This is a genomic window from Nonomuraea sp. NPDC003754 (assembly GCF_053605785.1).
The window spans coordinates 68,801-86,084 of sequence record NZ_JBSGJX010000003.1; the positions used below are offsets into that span (position 1 = coordinate 68,801).

At 72.0% G+C, this 17,284-nt stretch carries 17 protein-coding genes; 8 read left to right on the forward strand and 9 right to left on the reverse strand.

Annotated elements, in window-relative coordinates; translation table 11 throughout:
- Position 1 precedes the first annotated feature (1 nt).
- A complete protein-coding gene (locus tag ACWEVS_RS04755) occupies positions 2 to 634 on the forward strand; it encodes a response regulator (RefSeq protein WP_354920307.1) in 633 nt (210 codons plus the stop codon).
- A 40-nt stretch (positions 635 to 674) separates the two neighbouring features.
- On the opposite strand, the gene ACWEVS_RS04760 is transcribed toward ACWEVS_RS04755, so the two are convergent.
- From ACWEVS_RS04760 to ACWEVS_RS04780, 5 genes are all read right to left on the reverse strand, one after another.
- Entirely contained in the window at positions 675 to 1,640 is a 966-nt protein-coding gene (locus ACWEVS_RS04760; protein ID WP_452549946.1) for an NAD(P)-dependent alcohol dehydrogenase, read from the reverse strand.
- A 371-nt stretch (positions 1,641 to 2,011) separates the two neighbouring features.
- Positions 2,012 to 2,962, reverse strand: coding sequence for a permease prefix domain 1-containing protein (locus ACWEVS_RS04765; protein WP_452549948.1), 951 nt, complete (start codon positions 2,960 to 2,962; stop codon positions 2,012 to 2,014).
- Positions 2,959 to 3,294: a PadR family transcriptional regulator gene (locus ACWEVS_RS04770; RefSeq protein WP_449915577.1), complete on the reverse strand. Its 336-nt coding sequence runs from the start codon at positions 3,292 to 3,294 to the stop codon at positions 2,959 to 2,961. Before ACWEVS_RS04770 ends, ACWEVS_RS04765 begins: the two co-directional genes overlap by 4 nt.
- A gap of 87 nt (positions 3,295 to 3,381) precedes the next feature.
- Positions 3,382 to 4,722, reverse strand: a complete 1,341-nt coding sequence (locus ACWEVS_RS04775) for an NYN domain-containing protein (RefSeq protein WP_452550213.1) — start codon at positions 4,720 to 4,722, stop codon at positions 3,382 to 3,384.
- Between the two features lie 173 nt (positions 4,723 to 4,895).
- Complete coding sequence (locus tag ACWEVS_RS04780; protein WP_452549950.1) at positions 4,896 to 7,238, reverse strand: sigma-70 family RNA polymerase sigma factor; 2,343 nt, start codon at positions 7,236 to 7,238, stop codon at positions 4,896 to 4,898.
- A 172-nt stretch (positions 7,239 to 7,410) separates the two neighbouring features.
- Between ACWEVS_RS04780 and ACWEVS_RS04785 the strand changes: the two genes are divergently transcribed.
- Both ACWEVS_RS04785 and ACWEVS_RS04790 read left to right on the forward strand, forming a co-directional pair.
- The gene (locus ACWEVS_RS04785) at positions 7,411 to 8,040 is read left to right on the forward strand and encodes a hypothetical protein (protein WP_449915583.1); all 630 of its coding nucleotides are present in this window, start codon (positions 7,411 to 7,413) and stop codon (positions 8,038 to 8,040) included.
- Entirely contained in the window at positions 8,037 to 8,576 is a 540-nt protein-coding gene (locus tag ACWEVS_RS04790) for an orotate phosphoribosyltransferase (RefSeq protein ID WP_452549952.1), read from the forward strand. Before ACWEVS_RS04785 ends, ACWEVS_RS04790 begins: the two co-directional genes overlap by 4 nt.
- Before the next feature lie 22 nt (positions 8,577 to 8,598).
- Here the strand turns inward: ACWEVS_RS04790 and ACWEVS_RS04795 are convergent, their stop codons facing one another.
- Entirely contained in the window at positions 8,599 to 9,039 is a 441-nt protein-coding gene (locus ACWEVS_RS04795; protein WP_452549954.1) for a hypothetical protein, read from the reverse strand.
- A 43-nt stretch (positions 9,040 to 9,082) separates the two neighbouring features.
- A complete protein-coding gene (locus tag ACWEVS_RS04800; RefSeq protein ID WP_449915588.1) occupies positions 9,083 to 9,778 on the reverse strand; it encodes a DedA family protein in 696 nt (231 codons plus the stop codon).
- Positions 9,779 to 9,893: 115 nt separating this feature from the next.
- Between ACWEVS_RS04800 and fbaA the strand changes: the two genes are divergently transcribed.
- On the forward strand, positions 9,894 to 10,904 hold the full coding sequence (fbaA, locus tag ACWEVS_RS04805; protein ID WP_354920334.1) for a class II fructose-bisphosphate aldolase: 1,011 nt from the start codon (positions 9,894 to 9,896) through the stop codon (positions 10,902 to 10,904).
- Between the two features lie 339 nt (positions 10,905 to 11,243).
- Here the strand turns inward: fbaA and srmL are convergent, their stop codons facing one another.
- Positions 11,244 to 12,410: a PheS-related mystery ligase SrmL gene (srmL, locus tag ACWEVS_RS04810; protein ID WP_452549956.1), complete on the reverse strand. Its 1,167-nt coding sequence runs from the start codon at positions 12,408 to 12,410 to the stop codon at positions 11,244 to 11,246.
- A gap of 232 nt (positions 12,411 to 12,642) precedes the next feature.
- Positions 12,643 to 13,044 (reverse strand): NUDIX hydrolase, encoded by a 402-nt coding sequence (locus ACWEVS_RS04815; RefSeq protein WP_452549959.1) that lies wholly within the window; start codon positions 13,042 to 13,044, stop codon positions 12,643 to 12,645.
- A 169-nt stretch (positions 13,045 to 13,213) separates the two neighbouring features.
- On the opposite strand from ACWEVS_RS04815, the gene ACWEVS_RS04820 reads away from it, so the two are divergent.
- From ACWEVS_RS04820 to ACWEVS_RS04835, 4 genes are all read left to right on the forward strand, one after another.
- Positions 13,214 to 14,200, forward strand: a complete 987-nt coding sequence (locus ACWEVS_RS04820) for an aldo/keto reductase (RefSeq protein WP_452549961.1) — start codon at positions 13,214 to 13,216, stop codon at positions 14,198 to 14,200.
- Positions 14,201 to 14,321: 121 nt separating this feature from the next.
- Positions 14,322 to 14,732, forward strand: coding sequence for a DUF3151 domain-containing protein (locus ACWEVS_RS04825; RefSeq protein ID WP_354920343.1), 411 nt, complete (start codon positions 14,322 to 14,324; stop codon positions 14,730 to 14,732).
- A gap of 96 nt (positions 14,733 to 14,828) precedes the next feature.
- Positions 14,829 to 16,112 (forward strand): adenylosuccinate synthase, encoded by a 1,284-nt coding sequence (locus ACWEVS_RS04830; RefSeq protein ID WP_354920346.1) that lies wholly within the window; start codon positions 14,829 to 14,831, stop codon positions 16,110 to 16,112.
- Between the two features lie 236 nt (positions 16,113 to 16,348).
- Positions 16,349 to 17,254 (forward strand): glycerophosphodiester phosphodiesterase family protein, encoded by a 906-nt coding sequence (locus ACWEVS_RS04835; RefSeq protein WP_449915596.1) that lies wholly within the window; start codon positions 16,349 to 16,351, stop codon positions 17,252 to 17,254.
- Positions 17,255 to 17,284: the final 30 nt, after the last annotated feature.

Genomic DNA, 17,284 nt, shown 5'->3' on the forward strand with positions numbered 1-17,284 from the left:
GATGGCAGAACGGGCCAAGATCCTCCTGGTCGACGACCGCGAGGAGAACCTCATCGCCCTCGAGGCGATTCTCAGCTCGCTCGACCTGACGCCGGTGCGCGCCAAGTCGGGCGAGGAGGCGCTCAAGGCGCTGCTCGGCACCGAGTTCGCGCTGATCCTGCTCGACGTGCGGATGCCGGGCATGGACGGGTTCGAGACGGCGGCGCACATCAAGCGGCGCGAGCGTACCCGCAACATTCCGATCATCTTCCTGACCGTCGTCGACAGCGCCCCCGACTACGCCTTCCGCGGCTACGCGGCGGGCGCGGTCGACTACCTCACCAAGCCGTTCGACCCGTGGGTGCTCAGGGCGAAGGTGTCGGTGTTCGTCGAGCTCTACAACATGCACAAGCGGCTGACCGAGCAGGCGGCGCTGCTGCGCGAACGGCTGGCGGGCGAGCTGCCGCCGGGCAACGGCACCGCCCAGCCCGCCGTGCTGCCCGAGCTGTCGAGGCGCCTGACGGCCGTGGAGGACGAGTTGGAGCGGGTGCGGGAGCTGGCCCGCAAGTCGGCCGACCCGTCGCTCTCCGCGCCGCTGTCGGACCTGTCCGAACGGGTGGCGCACCTGCGCGCGGGCTTCGACGCCCTCAGCTGAGGGCAGCACCGGCCGTGGTCGCGCGGCCGGTCCCGCCGGATCACACCGTGAGCACGATCTTGCCGCCGGCGTTCCTCCCCTCGAGGAGGCGTAGCGCGTCGGCGGCCTCGGCCAGCGGAAGCGTCCGCGTGATCGCCGGGGCGATCTTCCCCGCCGCGACGAGTCCGGCCAGGTGGTCCAAGTCCTCGACGCTGCGCCTGACGATCAGCCCGCGCAGCTTCTGGCGCAGGAACGGCGAGGTGACGGCCACGGCGAGCAGCCGCGGCAGCGGGCCGAGCACCGCGCCCCGGGTGCCGTTGGAAGAGATGTAGACCCCCTCAGGGGCGAGCACCCGGCGGAAGGCCGACAGCGAGTGGTCGGCCGCCAGGTCGATGATCGTGTCGAAGCGGGTCGAGCCCCGCGTGACGTCCTCGCGGGTGTGGTCGATGACGTGGTGGGCGCCGATCGAGCGCACCAGGTCCACGTTGCGGGTGCCGCAGACGCCGGTGACCTGCGCGCCGAGCGTCCTGGCCAGCTGGACGGCGAAGCTGCCGACCCCGCCGGAGGCCCCGTTGACCAGCACCGTCGTGCCGGGTCCCACCTGGCCGAGGCGTACCGCCTGGAGGGCGGTCGTGCCCGCGACCGGCAGGCTGGCCGCCTGCTCGAACGTCACCCCGGCGGGCTTGCGCGCCAGGTGCGCTTCCGGCGCCGCCACGTACTCGGCGAAACCCCGCTGGTCCATCTCGCCGCACACCTCGTCGCCGACCTGGAAGCCGGTCACCTTGGCGCCGACCTGCTCCACGGTGCCGGCGATGTCGCGGCCCAGCACGGTCTCCCTGGGGCGGCGCAACCCGAACCAGGCGCGGGCGATGTACGGCGAGCCGCGCATGACCAGCCGGTCGGCGGCGTTGACCGAGGCTGCGCGGACCCGCACGAGCACCTGGTCGTCGCCGATGACTGGCCGGTCGACGTCGGTGTGGCGCAGGACGTCGGCCGGGCCGTACTTCTCGTAGACGATCGCTTTCACGGAGGCTCCTCTTGTCGGGATCAGCTCTCAGGACGGGACGGTTTCCGGGCAGGGGTGATCGCGCCGGCGGGTTCACCCGGCGTGGCGGGAGTCGGGGTAGGGGTGGTCACGCCGGTGGGTCTTCCGGCGTGGCACGGGTCAGGACAAGTGGTCGCGCCGGCGGGTTCGCCCGGCGTGGGGGGAATCGGCGCAGGGGCGGTCACGCTGGCAGGTCTTCCGGCGTGGCGCGGGTCGGGTGTCGGGCGCGGCTGGGGGTGTCAGGACGCGGGGTCGGGTCAGGGCGCGGGCCGGGTCAGGTCGCGGGTCGGGGTCAGGGTCCGGGCGGTAGGGCGGGGTCGGGGAGGCGGTGGCGGGGCGGGCGGGGTGGTCGCTCAGCGGCGGAGCGCTCGGGTGAGCCCTTCGACGACGGTGTGGATGATCGTGCCGACGGAGATCACGATGAGTCCGGTGTCGATCCAGCCGGGGACGCTCGACGGCCATCCCGCCGCCGTCACGAAGGCCGGGTTGAGCACCCGGTGGGTCGCCGCGAGCCAGATCAGCATGACGGCCGACGGGACGCCGACGAGCGACCCCACGACGGCGACGGGAACGCTCCATTTCAGGTAGTACCCCGCGAAGGAGAAGCCGAGGCTCGCGATCACGAGGGCGATGAAGAGGTGGACGAGGCCGGTCTCCCACAGCCAGGGCGACAGCACGCCGACGGGGTGGCCGTTGGCGTCGGTCTCGGGGCTGACCACCGGCGAGAGCAGGATGAGCGTCGTACAGAGGACCGTGAGCACGGTCTCGGTCACCAGCTCGCCGTAGCGGGCGCGGCGGCTGGGCGGTTCGGGGAGGGCTGCGGGGGTCCATCGCCGGGTCGCCGCCCGGCGGAGGGCGGGCGTGCGTTCGAGGATCGCGAAGACCAGCGTCGTCCAGAAGGCGATGTGGACGCCGGTGGTGAGCGCCGCGCCGAGGGTGTCGCCGAGCACGGTGAGAGGGGTGCCGCCGTTGAGTCCGCGCACGAGCCCGACGGTCGCGGCGACGACGGGCACGATGGTGGCGAGCAGCGCGGTCAGCAGCCGCGTGTAGTCGAGGAAGAGCGCGGGGCCGATGAGCTGGAGCGGGCGGTCGGCGTAGCCGGCGGCCAGCCGTACCGGATCGCCGAGCTCGGCCAGCACCGCGCGCTCGGCCTGGGCGGGATCGGCTCCGGTCTCCAGGTGGTCGTCGACGGCGTCGGCGATCGAGGCGCGCAGTTCCTTCTCGATGTCGGGGCGCTGCCGGGCGGGCAGGCGGCTCAGGGCCGCCTCGACGTAGCGGTCGGTGAGGCTGCTCGCGATGGTCATGACTCGCCTTTCAGGGTGCGCAGCGCGGTGTCGAGCTCGTCCCAGTCACGGCTCAGGGTGTCGGCGAGCGCGGTGCCGGCGTCGCTCGTGCGGTAGAACTTGCGCGGCCGCGACTCCTCGGTGTTCCAGTCGCTGGTCAGCAGCCCCTGCTTCTCGAGCCGGCGCAGGAGCGGGTAGAGGGTGTTGGCGTCGACGGTGAAGCCTTGCCGGTCGAGCAGGTCGAGCAGCGCGTACCCGTAGTTGGGTCGCTTGAGGATGAGCAGGCACGCGAGCACGACGGTGCCGCGCCGAAGCTCCTGCAGGTGCACGGAGAGCAGCTCATCGTCTAGCATGCGACTCACAATAGTGTGTGGCACACACTATTGCAACGCACGACCCCTCGGAGGGGGCGCAACGGGCCCCGTCCCAGGGGTGGTGGTCTACCGGCGGGCGCGCTCCAGCGCGTCCCAGAAGCCGCGGCGCAGCGCGTGGCGGACCTCGTCGTGCAGCAGGAAGTCGATCGGCAGCGAGGAGCCCTGCAACAACCGCGCCTCCAGGTCGGACGGCATGCGCGGCTTGCGGGCCAGCACGGCCTCCAGCCACAGCGCGGGCGCGTCGCGGGCCACGGACTCGCCGAAGTCGTGCCCCTCCTTGTGCGCCGCCTTCACCGCGTCGGCCAGGGTGGTCGCCCCGCCGGCGGCGGGGGCGGCCGCGGCGGCGACGGGGGCGGGCTGTGGCCCGGTGTACGGGCCGAGCTGCGACGGCTGGTAGGCGCCGGGCGGCGAGGAGTACTGGCCCGTGGTCTGCATCGGGCCGGTCGGGCCGTGCGAGACCGGAGGAGTGTGCGAGACGAGCGGAGTGTGCGACACCGTCGGACTGTGCGAGACGGCCGGCGCGGCGGGTGCGGCCGGCGCGGGCTGTACAGGCTGTACAGGCTGTACAGGCTGCGCGGGCGCGGGCTGCGGCTGCGGCGCGGACGGCGGCTCCGCCTGATAGCTCGGGTAGGCGGGCAGCGCGGGCGGCGGCGTCTGCGCCAGGCTCGGCGCGGACGGCGTCGGCACGGACGGCGTGGCCGGGGGCAGCTGCTGGCTCTGTGCGGGCGCGCCGGGCAGGTGCGCGGCCTGGTTGGCGGACTGCACGGACGGCGCCGGCGACTGGGCCTGCGGTGCCTGCGTACTCGGCGGAAGCGCGTGGGCGGCCTGGCCGTTGCTGACGGGTTGGGCGCCGTTGACGGCATCGGTGGTGCCGGAGACGAGGTTGACGTAGGGCCGCAGGTGGACGCCACCGATCTCGATGAGGTCGTCGCTCTCCTGGCGCAGCGACCGCGACACCGCCCAGCCGCCGTCGGCGGCGATGTGGACGACGGTGACCCGGATGCCGAGATCCTGGGCGTCGCAGACCACCTGGGCCAGGTCCTCGTCGCCGCTGACCACGACCGCGTCGCAGATCGCGCTGTTGCGGGCCAGCGTCATCAGGTCGCGGTGCACCTGGGCGTCGACGCCCTCGCGGCGGCCCGGCCTGATGCGGGAGAGGCGGAGCTTCAACCCGGGGATGTCGGCGAGCACGTCGTGCTCGGGCGTCCGCCTGCCCTCGACCGTGGCCTCGTACCAGTAGCACCGCAGCAGCGGCAGGCCCGTGCGCTCGCGCGACAGGTTGGTCATCAGCTGCAGCAGGCCCGGGTAGTCCCACGAGACGGCCTCGCGATGGCGGGTCCCATGCACGGCCATCGCGCCGTCGGCCAGCAGATAGCCGGCGTCCACGAACAGCGCGCAGCGATCCACTGACACCGCCCCTTTCTTCTGGCCCGACCCCTACCGGCTCTGCACCGCCAGAGCCGGGCTCGGCGGCCCACTCTCAGGGTAATGAAGCATCTGATCGTTCGAGGGTGAATCCCGGCGAATCGGCGTGACGCCAGCGGATTCCCGCAGACCGTACCAGTTTGTCCAGTTCGCGGTCACGACCTGGCAGGCACGCTGACGGCCGCCACGCCGAACAGGACGACGTCGCGTTTCGTCGAGATCGTCAGCGCCGGGCGGTCCGGCAGCTCGGCGCTGAAGGAGTCGACGTCGACGCCGAACGTCATCCCCGCCGCGCCGTTGGCGGAGCTGTCGAAGACGTTGTCCGCGTCGCGGTCACCACCGGTGGAGGCGCCGGCCGACACCCGGTCGCCGTGGAGGTCGGCATCGCCCTCCCAGGTCACCAGCTCGATGTCGGCCGGGCTCGCCGCCGGGAACAGCCCGCCGAGCGGCAGCTCCAGTCGCGGCTGCGCACCGCCGACGACCGTGGCGGTGTCGAGGACCACCGCCTGACTGTACGGCCGGCGCGGGTCGGTGGCGATCACCACGAGGCTCCACCCCGCGTGCTCGGAGACCCCCTCCCGCATCGGCGCGTCGGCCGCCCACCACGCCCCGGCGCTCCTGCCGTCGCTGACCAGCTCCGTCACGTCGGCGAAGGCCTGGTAGGCCGAGCCCGTGGGCAGCTCCCGTTCCGTCACCCGGTCGGGGAGGACCGTCCGGTAGCGCCTGGACCCCGCCGCCCTGAACTTGATCGGGCCCGCCTGCCGCACGCTGGCCGACCAGTAGAGCCCCGCCCAGACGACCCGCCCGCCGTCCGGCAGCTCCAGCCAGGCGCCGCTGGAGGAGTCCGTCGACGGCACGTCGTCGGCGTCGACGGACCGCATCGGCCACAGGTCGTTGTCGCGCCTGCCGCTCTCCCGTGCCAGCCGCGCCTCCCCGCATCCCTCGCGCTCGGGCGGGCAGGTCAGCAGCGTGTTGCCGACCGCCTTGACGACGACCTTGCCGTCCGTGGCGAACCGCGCCGCCGCCCCCTCAGCCTTCACCCCCGCGCTCGCGCGCGCGTCGACGTTGACGCCGCCCGAGGAGATCCGTATGGCCGGCCCCGTCCCCTCGGGAGCATTGGCGGACACCTGGACCCGCAGGAAGACGGCCGTCGACCGGCCCGCGGCCAGCGGGCCCCGCACGCACCTGGCGCCGCCGCCCGCCGGGGCGCACGACCAGCCGTCGACCGTGCCGACGGGCTCGACGACACCGGCCGCGCTGCCCCTCGCCTGGGCGGGGACCAGCGTCACGCCTGGCGGCAGGTCGACCAGTGCGACGAGCTCGTCGCTGGCGGAGCCGCCGGTGTTGCGCAGCCGTACCGCGACGATGCCGGGCTCGGACTTGATCAGCGCGCCGAGCGGATGGATCGAGGCCCGGAGCCAGGGCGCGCCCTGCCGCTTGGCGGTGACGGGCGCGTCGGCGGGCGGCGGCACCAGCCGCGGCCGGAGTCTGGGCCTGGGCGCGGGTGGCGCGGTCGGGGGTGGCGCCGGCGAGGACCTGACGGCGGCCGCCGGCTGCATGTGGGCGGCCGGCAGCGGCTTGTCGTCGGCGGCCAGGACCAGGACGGCCGCCGCCGCCACCGCCACGGTGGCGCCACCCGCCACCGCGGCCTGGCGGCCCTTGGGCACCCGCCTGATCCACCCGAGCGTGGACAGCAGACCGCTGTCCGTGGCCCCCGTCCTGGTCAGGCCCGCGACGTAGGCGGCGTAGGCGGGTCCGGCGACCAGGGGGCCGACGACGGTGCGCAGGCACTGGTCGATGTCGGCCAGGTCGAGCAGGATCTCCCGGCATTCCGCGCAGTCGTCGACGTGGTGGTCGACGCTCCTGCTCTCCCGCTTGGACAGCCCGCCCCGCACATGGACGTCCAGCCTGCCGAGCACGGGCCGGCACGGCTGGCGCGGTGTCCCCGCCAGATGCAGCTGCACGTACGCCTGGCGCAGCCCCTCCCTCGCCCGGTAGGCCAGCGCCGCCACTCCGTTGGCCGACAGGCCGAGCATCGGGGCGATCTCGGCGGGCTTGGCGCCCTCGACCTCGGTGTGCCAGAGCACGAGCCGCCAGCGTTCGGGCAGCGACTGGAACGCCCTGGCGACCAGTGACCTCTCCAGCCCGGCCAGCGCGGGATCGACGAAGGGCACGCCGGGGTCGAACGCCTCGATCTCCCCCGTGGTCACCTGGCGGCTCTCCACGCGGCCCCTGTCGTAGACCGTGCGGCGCACGACCGTGAGCAGGTACGGCCGGAAGGCCGCCTCGGGCCCGCCGCCGCGCCCGACCAAATCGATGATCTTGGTGAAGGACTCCGCGACGACGTCCTCGACCGCGTCCTCGCCCCTGACCAGCTGGCGGGCCAGCGAGCGCGCGGCGCCGACGTGTCGCTGCCAGAGCTCGCCGAACGCGGCCGCGTTGCCCGCACGCGCGGTGCCAAGGAGATCCGCATCACTTCGCGGTGATTCGACACTCATAGTGACCTCACGATTACCTGGAGTTGCCGAACGCATCATTCCGCATTCCGCGTCATGACTAACCCCTAAGACCGTCTTTGACTGCGAGAGGTCTGCCGGAGAGGAGGAGTGGCGCTTCCGTCGGCCGAGCGCCGCGCATCAGATGGGTGAGAGGGATCCGCAGAGACAGTCCGTGCTGTGGCGCGCGGCCAGCATGGCCGCCGGCTGGGCCGTACCCGGCGACTGGTGGACGCCTGCCGTCGAGCAGACGATCAGGGCCGTGACCGGAGGGCAGGGCCTGGCCCGCGCCTGCATGGCCCTCGGTGACGCCCGCGCCCGCGCAGGCGTCGGCATCGCCGAGGGCATGACGGACCTCGCCGCGCTGTTCCACGCCCGCGGCGAGGCAGGGCCGCCGCTGGCCGCCCTGCGTTCCTTCGCCAGCGGATGGGTGGAGGCCGAACTGGCACCCATGGCGGACCTGCGCTGCGAGGACCCGCTGACCGGCCTGGTCGGCCTCGCCTACCTGCGCACCCGGCTGGCCGAGGTCTACCGCGAGGGCGTCGCCCGCCGCCACCGCCTCGTCGTCGTCACCCTGACCGTCACCGACGCGTGGGACCGCATCGCCGCCATGCTGCGCCTGGCCGCCCTGCTGCGGGAGGTCTTCCCCCGTGGCGAGACCCTCGTACGGCTCGGCCCCGCCCGAGCGGGCGCGCTGACCACCAGGCCGGCGACCCGGCGGCTGCGGCAGGCCGGCGCCGTCGACGTCCTGACCCTCCCCGACCGCTATGGTGACGCGCTGGCGACCCTAAGCTTGTGGGCATGAGTGACCGCGAGAACCTGCTGGCCGAGATCCTGAAGAAGGCCGTCGTGCACGGCAAGGTCGTGCTCTCCTCGGGCATGGAGGCCGACTTCTACCTCGACCTGCGGCGCATCACGCTCGACGGCACGGCCGCGCCGCTCGTCGGCGGGGTCATGCTCGACCTCACGACCGACCTCGACTACGACGCTGTCGGCGGTCTCACGCTGGGCGCCGACCCGGTCGCCGGTGCCATGATGCACGCGGCCGCCGCGCGGGGCCGTGCCCTCGACGCCTTCGTGGTGCGCAAGACGCAGAAGACGCACGGCATGCAGCGCCGGATCGAGGGCCCCGACATCGAGGGCCGCAGGGTCCTCGTCGTCGAGGACACCTCCACCACCGGCGGCTCCCCGCTGACCGCGGTCGCCGCGGCCCGCGAGGCGGGCGCCCACGTGGTCGCCGTCGCCACCATCGTCGAGCGCGGCGCGGCGGGCAGGATGGCCGAGGAGGGCATCGAGTACCGCAGCGCCTTCACCTTGCAGGACCTGGGGCTGAACGGCTGAGGGAGCCCCTCTCCCGCGGGCCTCATCCCGTGGGGTCCTGGGCCGAGCGCGTGACGGAGAACGTCTCGCGCTGACCCGCCCTGCCCGGCGGGCGGGGCTCGCCGTTCACGGTGACCTTCACCGTGCCGGCGTCCTCGAGGGCGACGTCGAGCTCGGCCTCGAAGAACGAGATCTCCTCGCCGCTGGTCAGGTCACGGTCGTTGAGCACGTCACCGCCGGGCACCCTGACCAGCACCGGCGGGCAGGTCTGCGCCGCGCACACGATGGAGAGCGTCGGCACCCGGCCCGCGGTCGTGACCGTCTGCCGCGGCGTCGCCGACGGCCGCGGCGCGGGGTCGGCGACCGACAGCACGGCCATGAGCGAGCGGATGCCGAGGAACACCAGAGCCACCAGCAGGACGGCCCCCACGCCGATCAGCGCCAGGCGGGCCGTCCCCATCGGATCGGTTCGATGCCGTCCCACAAGGGGGAGGGTAGCCAACGAGGTGGCCGCCCTCCGAGCGGCATCACGGAATGCGGTGGTGTTTGCCCTGCGGCTCGGGAACCGAACGGCCGCCGGCCCTGCGGCTCTTCACGACCTCGACGATGATCGGGATCACCGAGATCAGCACGATGAGGAAGACGCCGGGCAGGATGTACTTGTCGATCTGCTCCGGGTCGACCTGGTTGCCGAGGAAGTGGCCGATGAACAGCATGCTCTCGACCCACAGCAGGCCGCCGACCACGTTCCACACGAAGAACGTGCGCGCCGGCATCTCCAGCACGCCCGCGACCGGGTTCATGAACGTGCGGACGATGGGCACGAACCTGGCGATCACCACGGCCTTGGCGGGACCGAACTTGTCGAAGTAGTACTCGGCCTTGTCGACGTACTCGCGCTTGAACAACCGCGAGTCGGGCTTGTCGAACAGCTTGCGCCCGACCTTCGCGCCTATCAGATGGCCCAGCTGCGCGCCCGCCACCGCGCACAGCGGGGTGCCGATGACCAGCACGGGAAACGACAGCGGCTCGATGCCGATGCCCTTGGCCGCCGCGGCGGAGCTGAAGATGCCCGCGGCCACCAGCAGCGAATCACCCGGCAGGAAGAAGCCGATCAGCAGACCCGTCTCCGCGAAGATGATGGCGAGCACGCCGATGGTCGCGAACGCGCCGAGCATGGTGAGCCACCACTGCGGGTCCACGAGGTCCAGGATCGATTCCACGGGGTGAGCCTACCTGGAGGGTGGCCTTCATCGGGCGTGCGTTGTCACTACCCCAGCGGGTAAGGAGTTGGGAATACTGGGCACGCAGGCCGAATACATTCCAGGGAGCTGAACCATGCCTATCGCGACTCCAGAGGTCTACGCCGAGATGCTCGACCGGGCCAAAGCGGGCGGGTTCGCCTACCCGGCGATCAACGTGACCTCGTCGCAGACCTTGAACGCCGCCCTGCGCGGATTCGCCGAGGCCGAGAGCGACGGGATCATCCAGGTGTCCACCGGTGGCGCCGAGTTCCTCTCGGGCGCCACGGTGAAGGACATGGTGTCCGGAGCCGTGGCCCTGGCCGAGTACGCCAAAGTGGTGGCCAAGAACTACCCCGTCACCGTGGCGCTGCACACCGACCACTGCCCCAAGGACAAGCTCGACGGCTTCATGCGGCCGTTGATCGAGCTGTCCCTTGAGCGGGGTGGCGACCCGATCTTCAACTCCCACATGTGGGACGGCTCCGCCGTACCGCTGGAGGAGAACCTGTCGATCGCGCGCGAGCTGCTCGACAAGTGCCACCGGGCGAACATCGTCATGGAGATGGAGATCGGCGTCGTCGGCGGCGAGGAGGACGGCGTCGTCGGCGAGATCAACGAGAAGCTCTACACGACCGCCGAGGACGCGCTGGCCACCGCCGAGGCCGTCGGCATCGGCGAGAACGGCCGCTACATGCTCGCCGCGACGTTCGGCAACGTGCACGGCGTCTACAAGCCGGGCCACGTGAAGCTGCGCCCGACGGTGCTGAAGGAGATCCAGGAGGCCGTCGGCGCCAAGTACGGCAAGGAGAAGCCGTTCGACCTGGTCTTCCACGGCGGCTCCGGCTCGCTGCTGGAGGAGATCCACGAGGCGATCTCCTACGGCGTGGTGAAGATGAACATCGACACCGACACGCAGTACGCCTTCACCCGGCCGATCGCCGACCACATGTTCCGCAACTACGACGGGGTGCTGAAGGTCGACGGGGACGTCGGCAACAAGAAGGCCTACGACCCCCGCTCGTACGGCAAGACGGCGGAGGCCGGCATGGCGGCCAGGATCGTGCAGGCCTGCCAGGACCTGAAGTCGGCGGGCACCAAGCTCTGACGGCCGGGCGGTGACGCACCGGTCCGCGGGCGGACCGGTGCGGTGACCCGCTGATCCGCGGGCGGACCGCGGGCGTGCGAGGCGCCCGGCGCGTGACGCCGGGCGCCTGCGGGTCCTCGGTCAGGCGCGGACCAGGACGGTCTCGTTGCGGGCAGGTGATCCCCGATATGTGCGGCCGGCCCGCCGGTGCGCGCCTCGGCGGGTCCGAGCTGGTCGGCGGGTCGTGCGGCTGCCCGGATGTGCCGTTCTCCGCGTGCGATGTCCGCGTCGCACGACCCGAGTCATTTGTAGAGGTATCGGGTTACTTATCCCTTTCATCCGGCTTGCAGGGTCGGATCGTCACGCCTGCCGGGGCGGCGGGCCGGCCCACTGGTGGGCGCCTCCCCGGTGGACGGCGGCGTAGACCCGGTCGCGCAGCGCGTTCGCCTCCTGGTCGGACATCGTCCGGGCCGGGTCGCGCAACACGATGCGGAGCAGCACGTTCTTCTGGCCGGGCAGCGCCCCCAGGCGTTCCACCGCCGCGCGCGGCAGTTCCTCGACCGGGGTCTCGGCGACGACCCTGATCTCCTCGATGGCGTCGGCGTGCGCGCCCAGCGCGTCGCGGACCGCTCCGCCCAGCGTCTCGGCGTCGGCGTCGGCCGGCACGGCCACCGACAGGTCGCGGGAGATCGGCGGATGCTTGGACACCGCCCGGTAGGGCGCCAGGTCCAGCATCTGGTCGGCGATGTGGGCGTCGGCGGAGGTCAGCAGGCGGATGTCGGGGATCCCCTTGCGCAGCATCAGCAGCCGGTCCAGTCCGAGGCCCATGGCGAGCCCGCTGACCGTGTGGTCCAGCCCCGCGTCCGTCAGGACCCGGCGCGCGGCCAGGCCGCACTCGGCGATCTCGATCCACTCCCCGCCGACCTGGACGTCGACCTGCCGGCCGTTCGAGGTGTAGGGGTGCGATGCCGGGACAGCCCGATACGGCAGGCCGGGAAGCGCCGCGGTCACGACGGCGGCGATCATCTCGTCGAGGTCGCCGGTGTCCATCGGCCGCCCCGTGACGACGCGCCAGAGGTCGAGCTGGTGCGGGGTGCCGGTGTGGAGGCGGTCGACGACGTCGCGCCGGTAGACCAGACCCGGACAGGCCAGCAGGACGTCGTGCCAGCCGTACCGGCCGGTGGAGGTGGTCTGCCGGGCCAGCTCGCGGAGGGTGGGCGGGATGACGGCGCTGGTGTGGCTGCGCAGCATGCAGGTCTGGCTGGCGTAGCGGGTGTAGCGGGCGTCACGGGTGACGGCGTCCGGCGGGTAGCCGAGCCGTTCGTAGTTGTCCTCGACGGGCACGAGGGGGTGGGCCCGCACCACCCGGACGTCGTCGCGCCAGGCGGCCGCGAGGGCCCGGACGAGGGTGTCGACGACGAGCTGGACGGCGTGCGGCCCCTGGGCGGGGTCGCTCAGATCCCGGACGGTCAACGCGCGGGCGAGCTCGTCGGCGTGGAGGAGGCGGGGAGAGACGGCAGTGGACACGGGGACTCCGATCGGTTCGCAGCGGACGGGAGTTCTCCCCCGGCCGGCCCGCCGCCGGGCACCGCTGCGGCCGCCTTCGTCCTGTCAGGTCAGAGCACGTGTCCTGTCAGGGAGAGCACGCCGATGCGCCCCGGCGGCCGGCATCGCCGGCCGGGGGCGGATAAATCGCCGCACTCTCGACATGCCTCGCACCCTAGCAGTCAAGATCTCCGCGCGTCGTGACCGCACGGACTCAGTCGAGCAGACTTGCCGCCCTGAGGTCGTCGAAGATCAGCTGGTCGACGGGCGCGATCCGGTCGCGGTCGGCGTACGTCAGCCAGACGACCTCCTCGATCTCGCTGCCGGGCGCGAGCGTGCCGCGGTAGTCGCCGCTGTAGCAGGTCATGCGGACCAGCACGCCGTCGGGATGTCCATGCGCCTGGGCCTCGTAGACGCCCAGGCCCGCGATGGTGTCGGGCTGGATCTCGACGGTGAGCTCCTCCTCGATCTCCCGCAGGAGCGTCTCGGTGTCGCTCTCGCCCTCTTCGCGCTTGCCGCCGGGAATGTAGTAGACGTCCTTGCCCCGGGAGCGTGTGCTGAGGATCCTGCCGCCTTCCAGCCGTACCCACGCCACCTTGTCGATGACCGTCGACATCGTGCTCCCTCCCGTGCCCTGAGCCGCTTCACCGCACCTTATCGACCGATGATCGTCGCAGGGGCGAAGCCGGACAGATCGGCCCTATCCGAGCTTGACCTGGAGCGCACTCCACGTCCCAGACTCCCGTACAGGAGCCCGGACGAGCGGGCCGTACCGGAGGAAGACCATGAAGTACCGCACCATCGGCACCGACCCGACGACCCGTCGCGAGGTGAGCGTCCTCGCCCTCGGCGCGATGCTCTTCGGCTCGGTGACCGACGAGCAGACCTCCTTCGCCGTCCTGGACCGCTACGTCGAGGCCGGCGGGACGTTCATCGACACCTCCGACAACTACGCCTTCTGGGTCGACGGCGGGCAGGGCGGGCAGAGCGAGGAGCTGCTGGGCCGGTGGCGGCGCAGCCGCGGCATCGGCGACGAGATCGTCATCGCCACGAAGCTCGGAGCGCGGCCCCTCGCGCCCGGCACCAGCTACGTCGACAACGCCGAGGGGCTGTCGGCGAAGGTCATCAGGGAGTCGGCCGAGCGCAGCAGGGAACGCCTCGGCGTGGACCGGCTCGACCTGCTCTACGCGCACATCGAGGACCGCGCGGTCCCGCTGCGCGAGACGGTCGAGGGCTTCGCCGAGCTGGTGGCGGAGGGCACCGTGGGCCTGCTCGGCGTCAGCAACCACGCGATCTGGCGGGTGGAGCGGGCCCGCGCCATCGCGGCGGCGGCGGGACTGCCCGGCTACGAGGTCCTGCAGTACCAGCACAGCCACCTGCGCCCGCGCTTCGACGTACCCGAGTCGATCTTCGAGGACGGCAGCCTGGGCCACGCGGGAGCCGAGCTGCTGAGCTACCTGCGGGCCGAGCCCGGCCTGACCCTGGTCGCCTACTCGCCGCTGCTCGGCGGCGCCTACGTCAGGCAGGACAAGCCGCTGCCGCGCGACTACGACCACCCGGGGACGCCCGCCCGGCTCGCCGTCCTGCGCGAGGTCGCCGAGGAGACCGGGGCGACGGTGAACCAGGTGGTGCTGGCCTGGCAGATCGGCGGTGGCTTCCCGGTGATCCCGCTGGTGGGGGGGTCGTCGGTGGCCCAGCTGGACGAGAGCCTGGCCGCGGTCGACCTCGAGCTGACCGAGGACCAGCGCGTACGGCTGGACGCGGTCCACTAGACGTGGAGGGCGGGCGGGCGCGACCGTCACAGGTCCGGCCGGTCCCGCGCCGGTGAAGGTCCGTGTACTGCGACAAAGATCTCCTAGCCACTTCCGCCGCCCGACGGGTATGACTTGTCCTATGGATAACCTTCTCGCCGGGCCGCCCCCGACTCACCTGCCGGACGTGCCCGAGGCCCGAGAGGCGCTGGAATCCGGCGCTAAGGCGTCCGACGTGGCGGCGCGCTACCCCGCCTACCCGGCGGCATGGGCCGCGCTCGCGGACGAGTACTTCGCCAACGGTCACGCCGTCACCTCCTACGCCTTCGCCCGCACCGGCTACCACCGTGGGCTCGACCAGCTGCGCCGCCACGGGTGGAAGGGGCACGGGCCGATCCCGTGGGAGCACGAGCCCAACCGCGGCTTCCTGCGCTGCCTGTATGCCCTGTCCAGGGCCGCCCAGGCGATCGGCGAGAAGGACGAGGCGGAGCGCTGCTCGCAGTTCCTGAAGGACAGCAGCGCCGAGGCCTACGACGCGCTCACCAAGAGTTAGCGCTTGGGACGTTTGGGCATACTCGGGTAGTCTCTCCACGCAAGAGCCCCTGTCGCGCTTGCGCCAGGGGTTTTCGTTTTGCTCGGGAGAGATACCATGCCGGCTGTCGTTGTCTTGGGCGCCCAGTGGGGCGATGAGGGCAAGGGAAAGGCCACCGACCTCCTCGGCGGTGCCGTCGACTACGTGGTCCGCTACCAGGGCGGTAACAACGCGGGGCACACGATCGTCATCGGCGACCAGAAGTACGCGCTGCATCTGGTGCCCACCGGCATCCTGTCGCCTGACGTGATCCCCGTGATCGGCAACGGCGTGGTGATCGATCCCGGCGTGCTGCTGTCCGAGCTGGACGCCCTGGCCGCGCGCGGCATCTCCGCCGAGCGCCTGCTGATCTCGGCGAACGCGCACCTGATCATGCCCCACCACAAGGCGCTCGACAAGGTGACCGAGCGCTACCTCGGCAAGGCAAGGATCGGCACGACCGGCCGCGGCATCGGCCCCGCCTACGGCGACAAGATCTACCGGATGGGCATCCGCGTGCAGGACCTGCTCGACCCGGGCATCCTCGCCAAGAAGATCGAGGTGGTCCTCGGCGAGAAGAACCAGGTGCTGACCAAGGTCTACAACCGGCGCGGCATCGACGCGCAGCAGGTGCTGGAGGAGTACCTCGGCTACGCGGAGCGGCTCAAGCCGCACATCGCCGACACCTCGCTGGTGCTGAAGAAGGCCCTGGACGAGGACAAGTTCGTGCTGCTGGAGGGCGGCCAGGGCACGCTGCTCGACATCGACCACGGCACCTACCCGTTCGTCACGTCGTCGTCGCCGACCAGCGGCGGGGCGTGCGCCGGCGCGGGCATCCCGCCGAACCGTCTCACGCGGGTGATCGGCATCCTGAAGGCGTACACGACCCGCGTCGGCTCGGGCCCGTTCCCGACGGAGCTGACCGACGAGGTGGGCGACTGGCTGCGCACGACGGGCGGCGAGTACGGCGTGACGACGGGGCGCAACCGCCGCTGCGGCTGGTTCGACGCGGTCATCGCCCGTTACGCCACCCGGATCAACGGCGTCACCGACTTCTTCCTCACCAAGCTGGACGTGCTGTCGGGCCTGGAGCGGATCCCGGTGTGCGTGGCCTACGACGTCGACGGGGTGCGCCACGACGAGATCCCGATGACGCAGACGGACTTCCACCACGCCAAGCCGATCTACGAGGAGTTCCCCGGCTGGCAGGAGGACATCTCCAAGGCCAGGTCGTTCGAGGACCTGCCGCCGAACGCCCAGGCGTACGTGCGGACGCTGGAGGAGCTGAGCGAGTCGCGCATCTCGGCGATCGGTGTCGGCCCCGGCCGCGACCAGACGATCGAGCTGCACTCCCTGGTCTGATCCCGGCCTCCGGTCCCCGCCGTCACGCCGTCCCGAAGGGGGCGGCCGACGATCCCGGCGTGACGGCGGGGCGGCGGCGGCGCTGGAGCGGCGTGATGGACGGGCGCCGGCCGGTGACCACGGTGGGCCTAACTATGCGATAGCCGTACAAGATAGAAAGAAGCCGAGAGAGCGGGACAAACAGCTACCGGCGTGGCTGTCGCGCCAAGGTGCCGGACGGGCGGTAGGGTCCCGGTGTGCATGCCGAAATTCACGGTCACCGGGGTGCGAGAGGTCTCTGGCCCGAGAACACCCTGCCCGGGTTGAGCCATGCCATGGAGCTGGGCGTCCACGCGCTCGAGCTCGATGTCGCGCTCACCGCCGACCGGCGCCTGGTGCTCACACACGACCTCACCGTCTCCGCGGTGACGAGCGCGGACACGCGGCCGCTGACCGCGCAGGACCCGCTGTTCCCCTACGTGGGCAAGCCGATCAACACCCTCACCCACGCCCAGCTGCGCATGCTGGACGTCGGCGTGCGGCTGCCCCGGCACCCCGACGACCCGTTCGCGCTCACCCAGAAGTCCATGCCGGACACGCGCATGCCGACGTTCGGCGCGGTGCTCGGGCTGGTGAACGCCTACGACGCCGCCACGGTGCGGCTGCACGTCGAGCTGAAGTCGGATCCGACCAGGCCCGAGCTGACGCCGGACCCGCTGGAGTTCACCGAGCTGGTGGTGGCCGAGCTCGACCGGCACGGCAGGCTCGGCAACGCGGCCGTCCTCAGCTTCGACTGGCGGATCATCGGGCACGCGGCCCGGCTCGCGCCCGAGACCCCGCGGTTCGCGCTGATCGAGCCCGACACCCTGCACTGGCACGACGACCTGGGCGATGACATCCCCGCCGCGGCGCGCGCCGCCGGTGGCACGGCGCTGTCGCCCGAGCACGTGATGGTGGACGAGACGCTGATGAGCCAGGCGGCGGCCGCCGGGCTGCCCGTCGTGGTGTGGACGGTGAACGACGCCAGGACGGCCGCGCGCCTGCTCGACCTGAACGTGGCGGGCGTCGTCACCGACTACCCGGACCGGATGCGCGCGTTGTGGGAGGAGCGCGGGCTCCCCCTCCCCCGCCCCGTCGGCCCCCTCAAGCCGGTGGGCGTCTGATCTTCGGCTCGGGCGCGATGCCCTCCGGCC

What these genes read in the sequence shown, in the direction of transcription:
- fbaA (WP_354920334.1), top strand. Translation starts at nt 9,894, where the DNA reads ATGCCTATCGCGACTCCAGAGGTCTACGCCGAGATGCTCGACCGGGCC.
- ACWEVS_RS04755 (WP_354920307.1), top strand. Translation starts at nt 2, where the DNA reads ATGGCAGAACGGGCCAAGATCCTCCTGGTCGACGACCGCGAGGAGAAC.
- ACWEVS_RS04815 (WP_452549959.1), bottom strand. Translation starts at nt 13,044, where the DNA reads ATGTCGACGGTCATCGACAAGGTGGCGTGGGTACGGCTGGAAGGCGGC.
- ACWEVS_RS04830 (WP_354920346.1), top strand. Translation starts at nt 14,829, where the DNA reads ATGCCGGCTGTCGTTGTCTTGGGCGCCCAGTGGGGCGATGAGGGCAAG.
- ACWEVS_RS04790 (WP_452549952.1), top strand. Translation starts at nt 8,037, where the DNA reads ATGAGTGACCGCGAGAACCTGCTGGCCGAGATCCTGAAGAAGGCCGTC.
- ACWEVS_RS04780 (WP_452549950.1), bottom strand. Translation starts at nt 7,238, where the DNA reads ATGAGTGTCGAATCACCGCGAAGTGATGCGGATCTCCTTGGCACCGCG.
- ACWEVS_RS04765 (WP_452549948.1), bottom strand. Translation starts at nt 2,962, where the DNA reads ATGACCATCGCGAGCAGCCTCACCGACCGCTACGTCGAGGCGGCCCTG.
- ACWEVS_RS04825 (WP_354920343.1), top strand. Translation starts at nt 14,322, where the DNA reads ATGGATAACCTTCTCGCCGGGCCGCCCCCGACTCACCTGCCGGACGTG.
- ACWEVS_RS04770 (WP_449915577.1), bottom strand. Translation starts at nt 3,294, where the DNA reads ATGCTAGACGATGAGCTGCTCTCCGTGCACCTGCAGGAGCTTCGGCGC.
- ACWEVS_RS04820 (WP_452549961.1), top strand. Translation starts at nt 13,214, where the DNA reads ATGAAGTACCGCACCATCGGCACCGACCCGACGACCCGTCGCGAGGTG.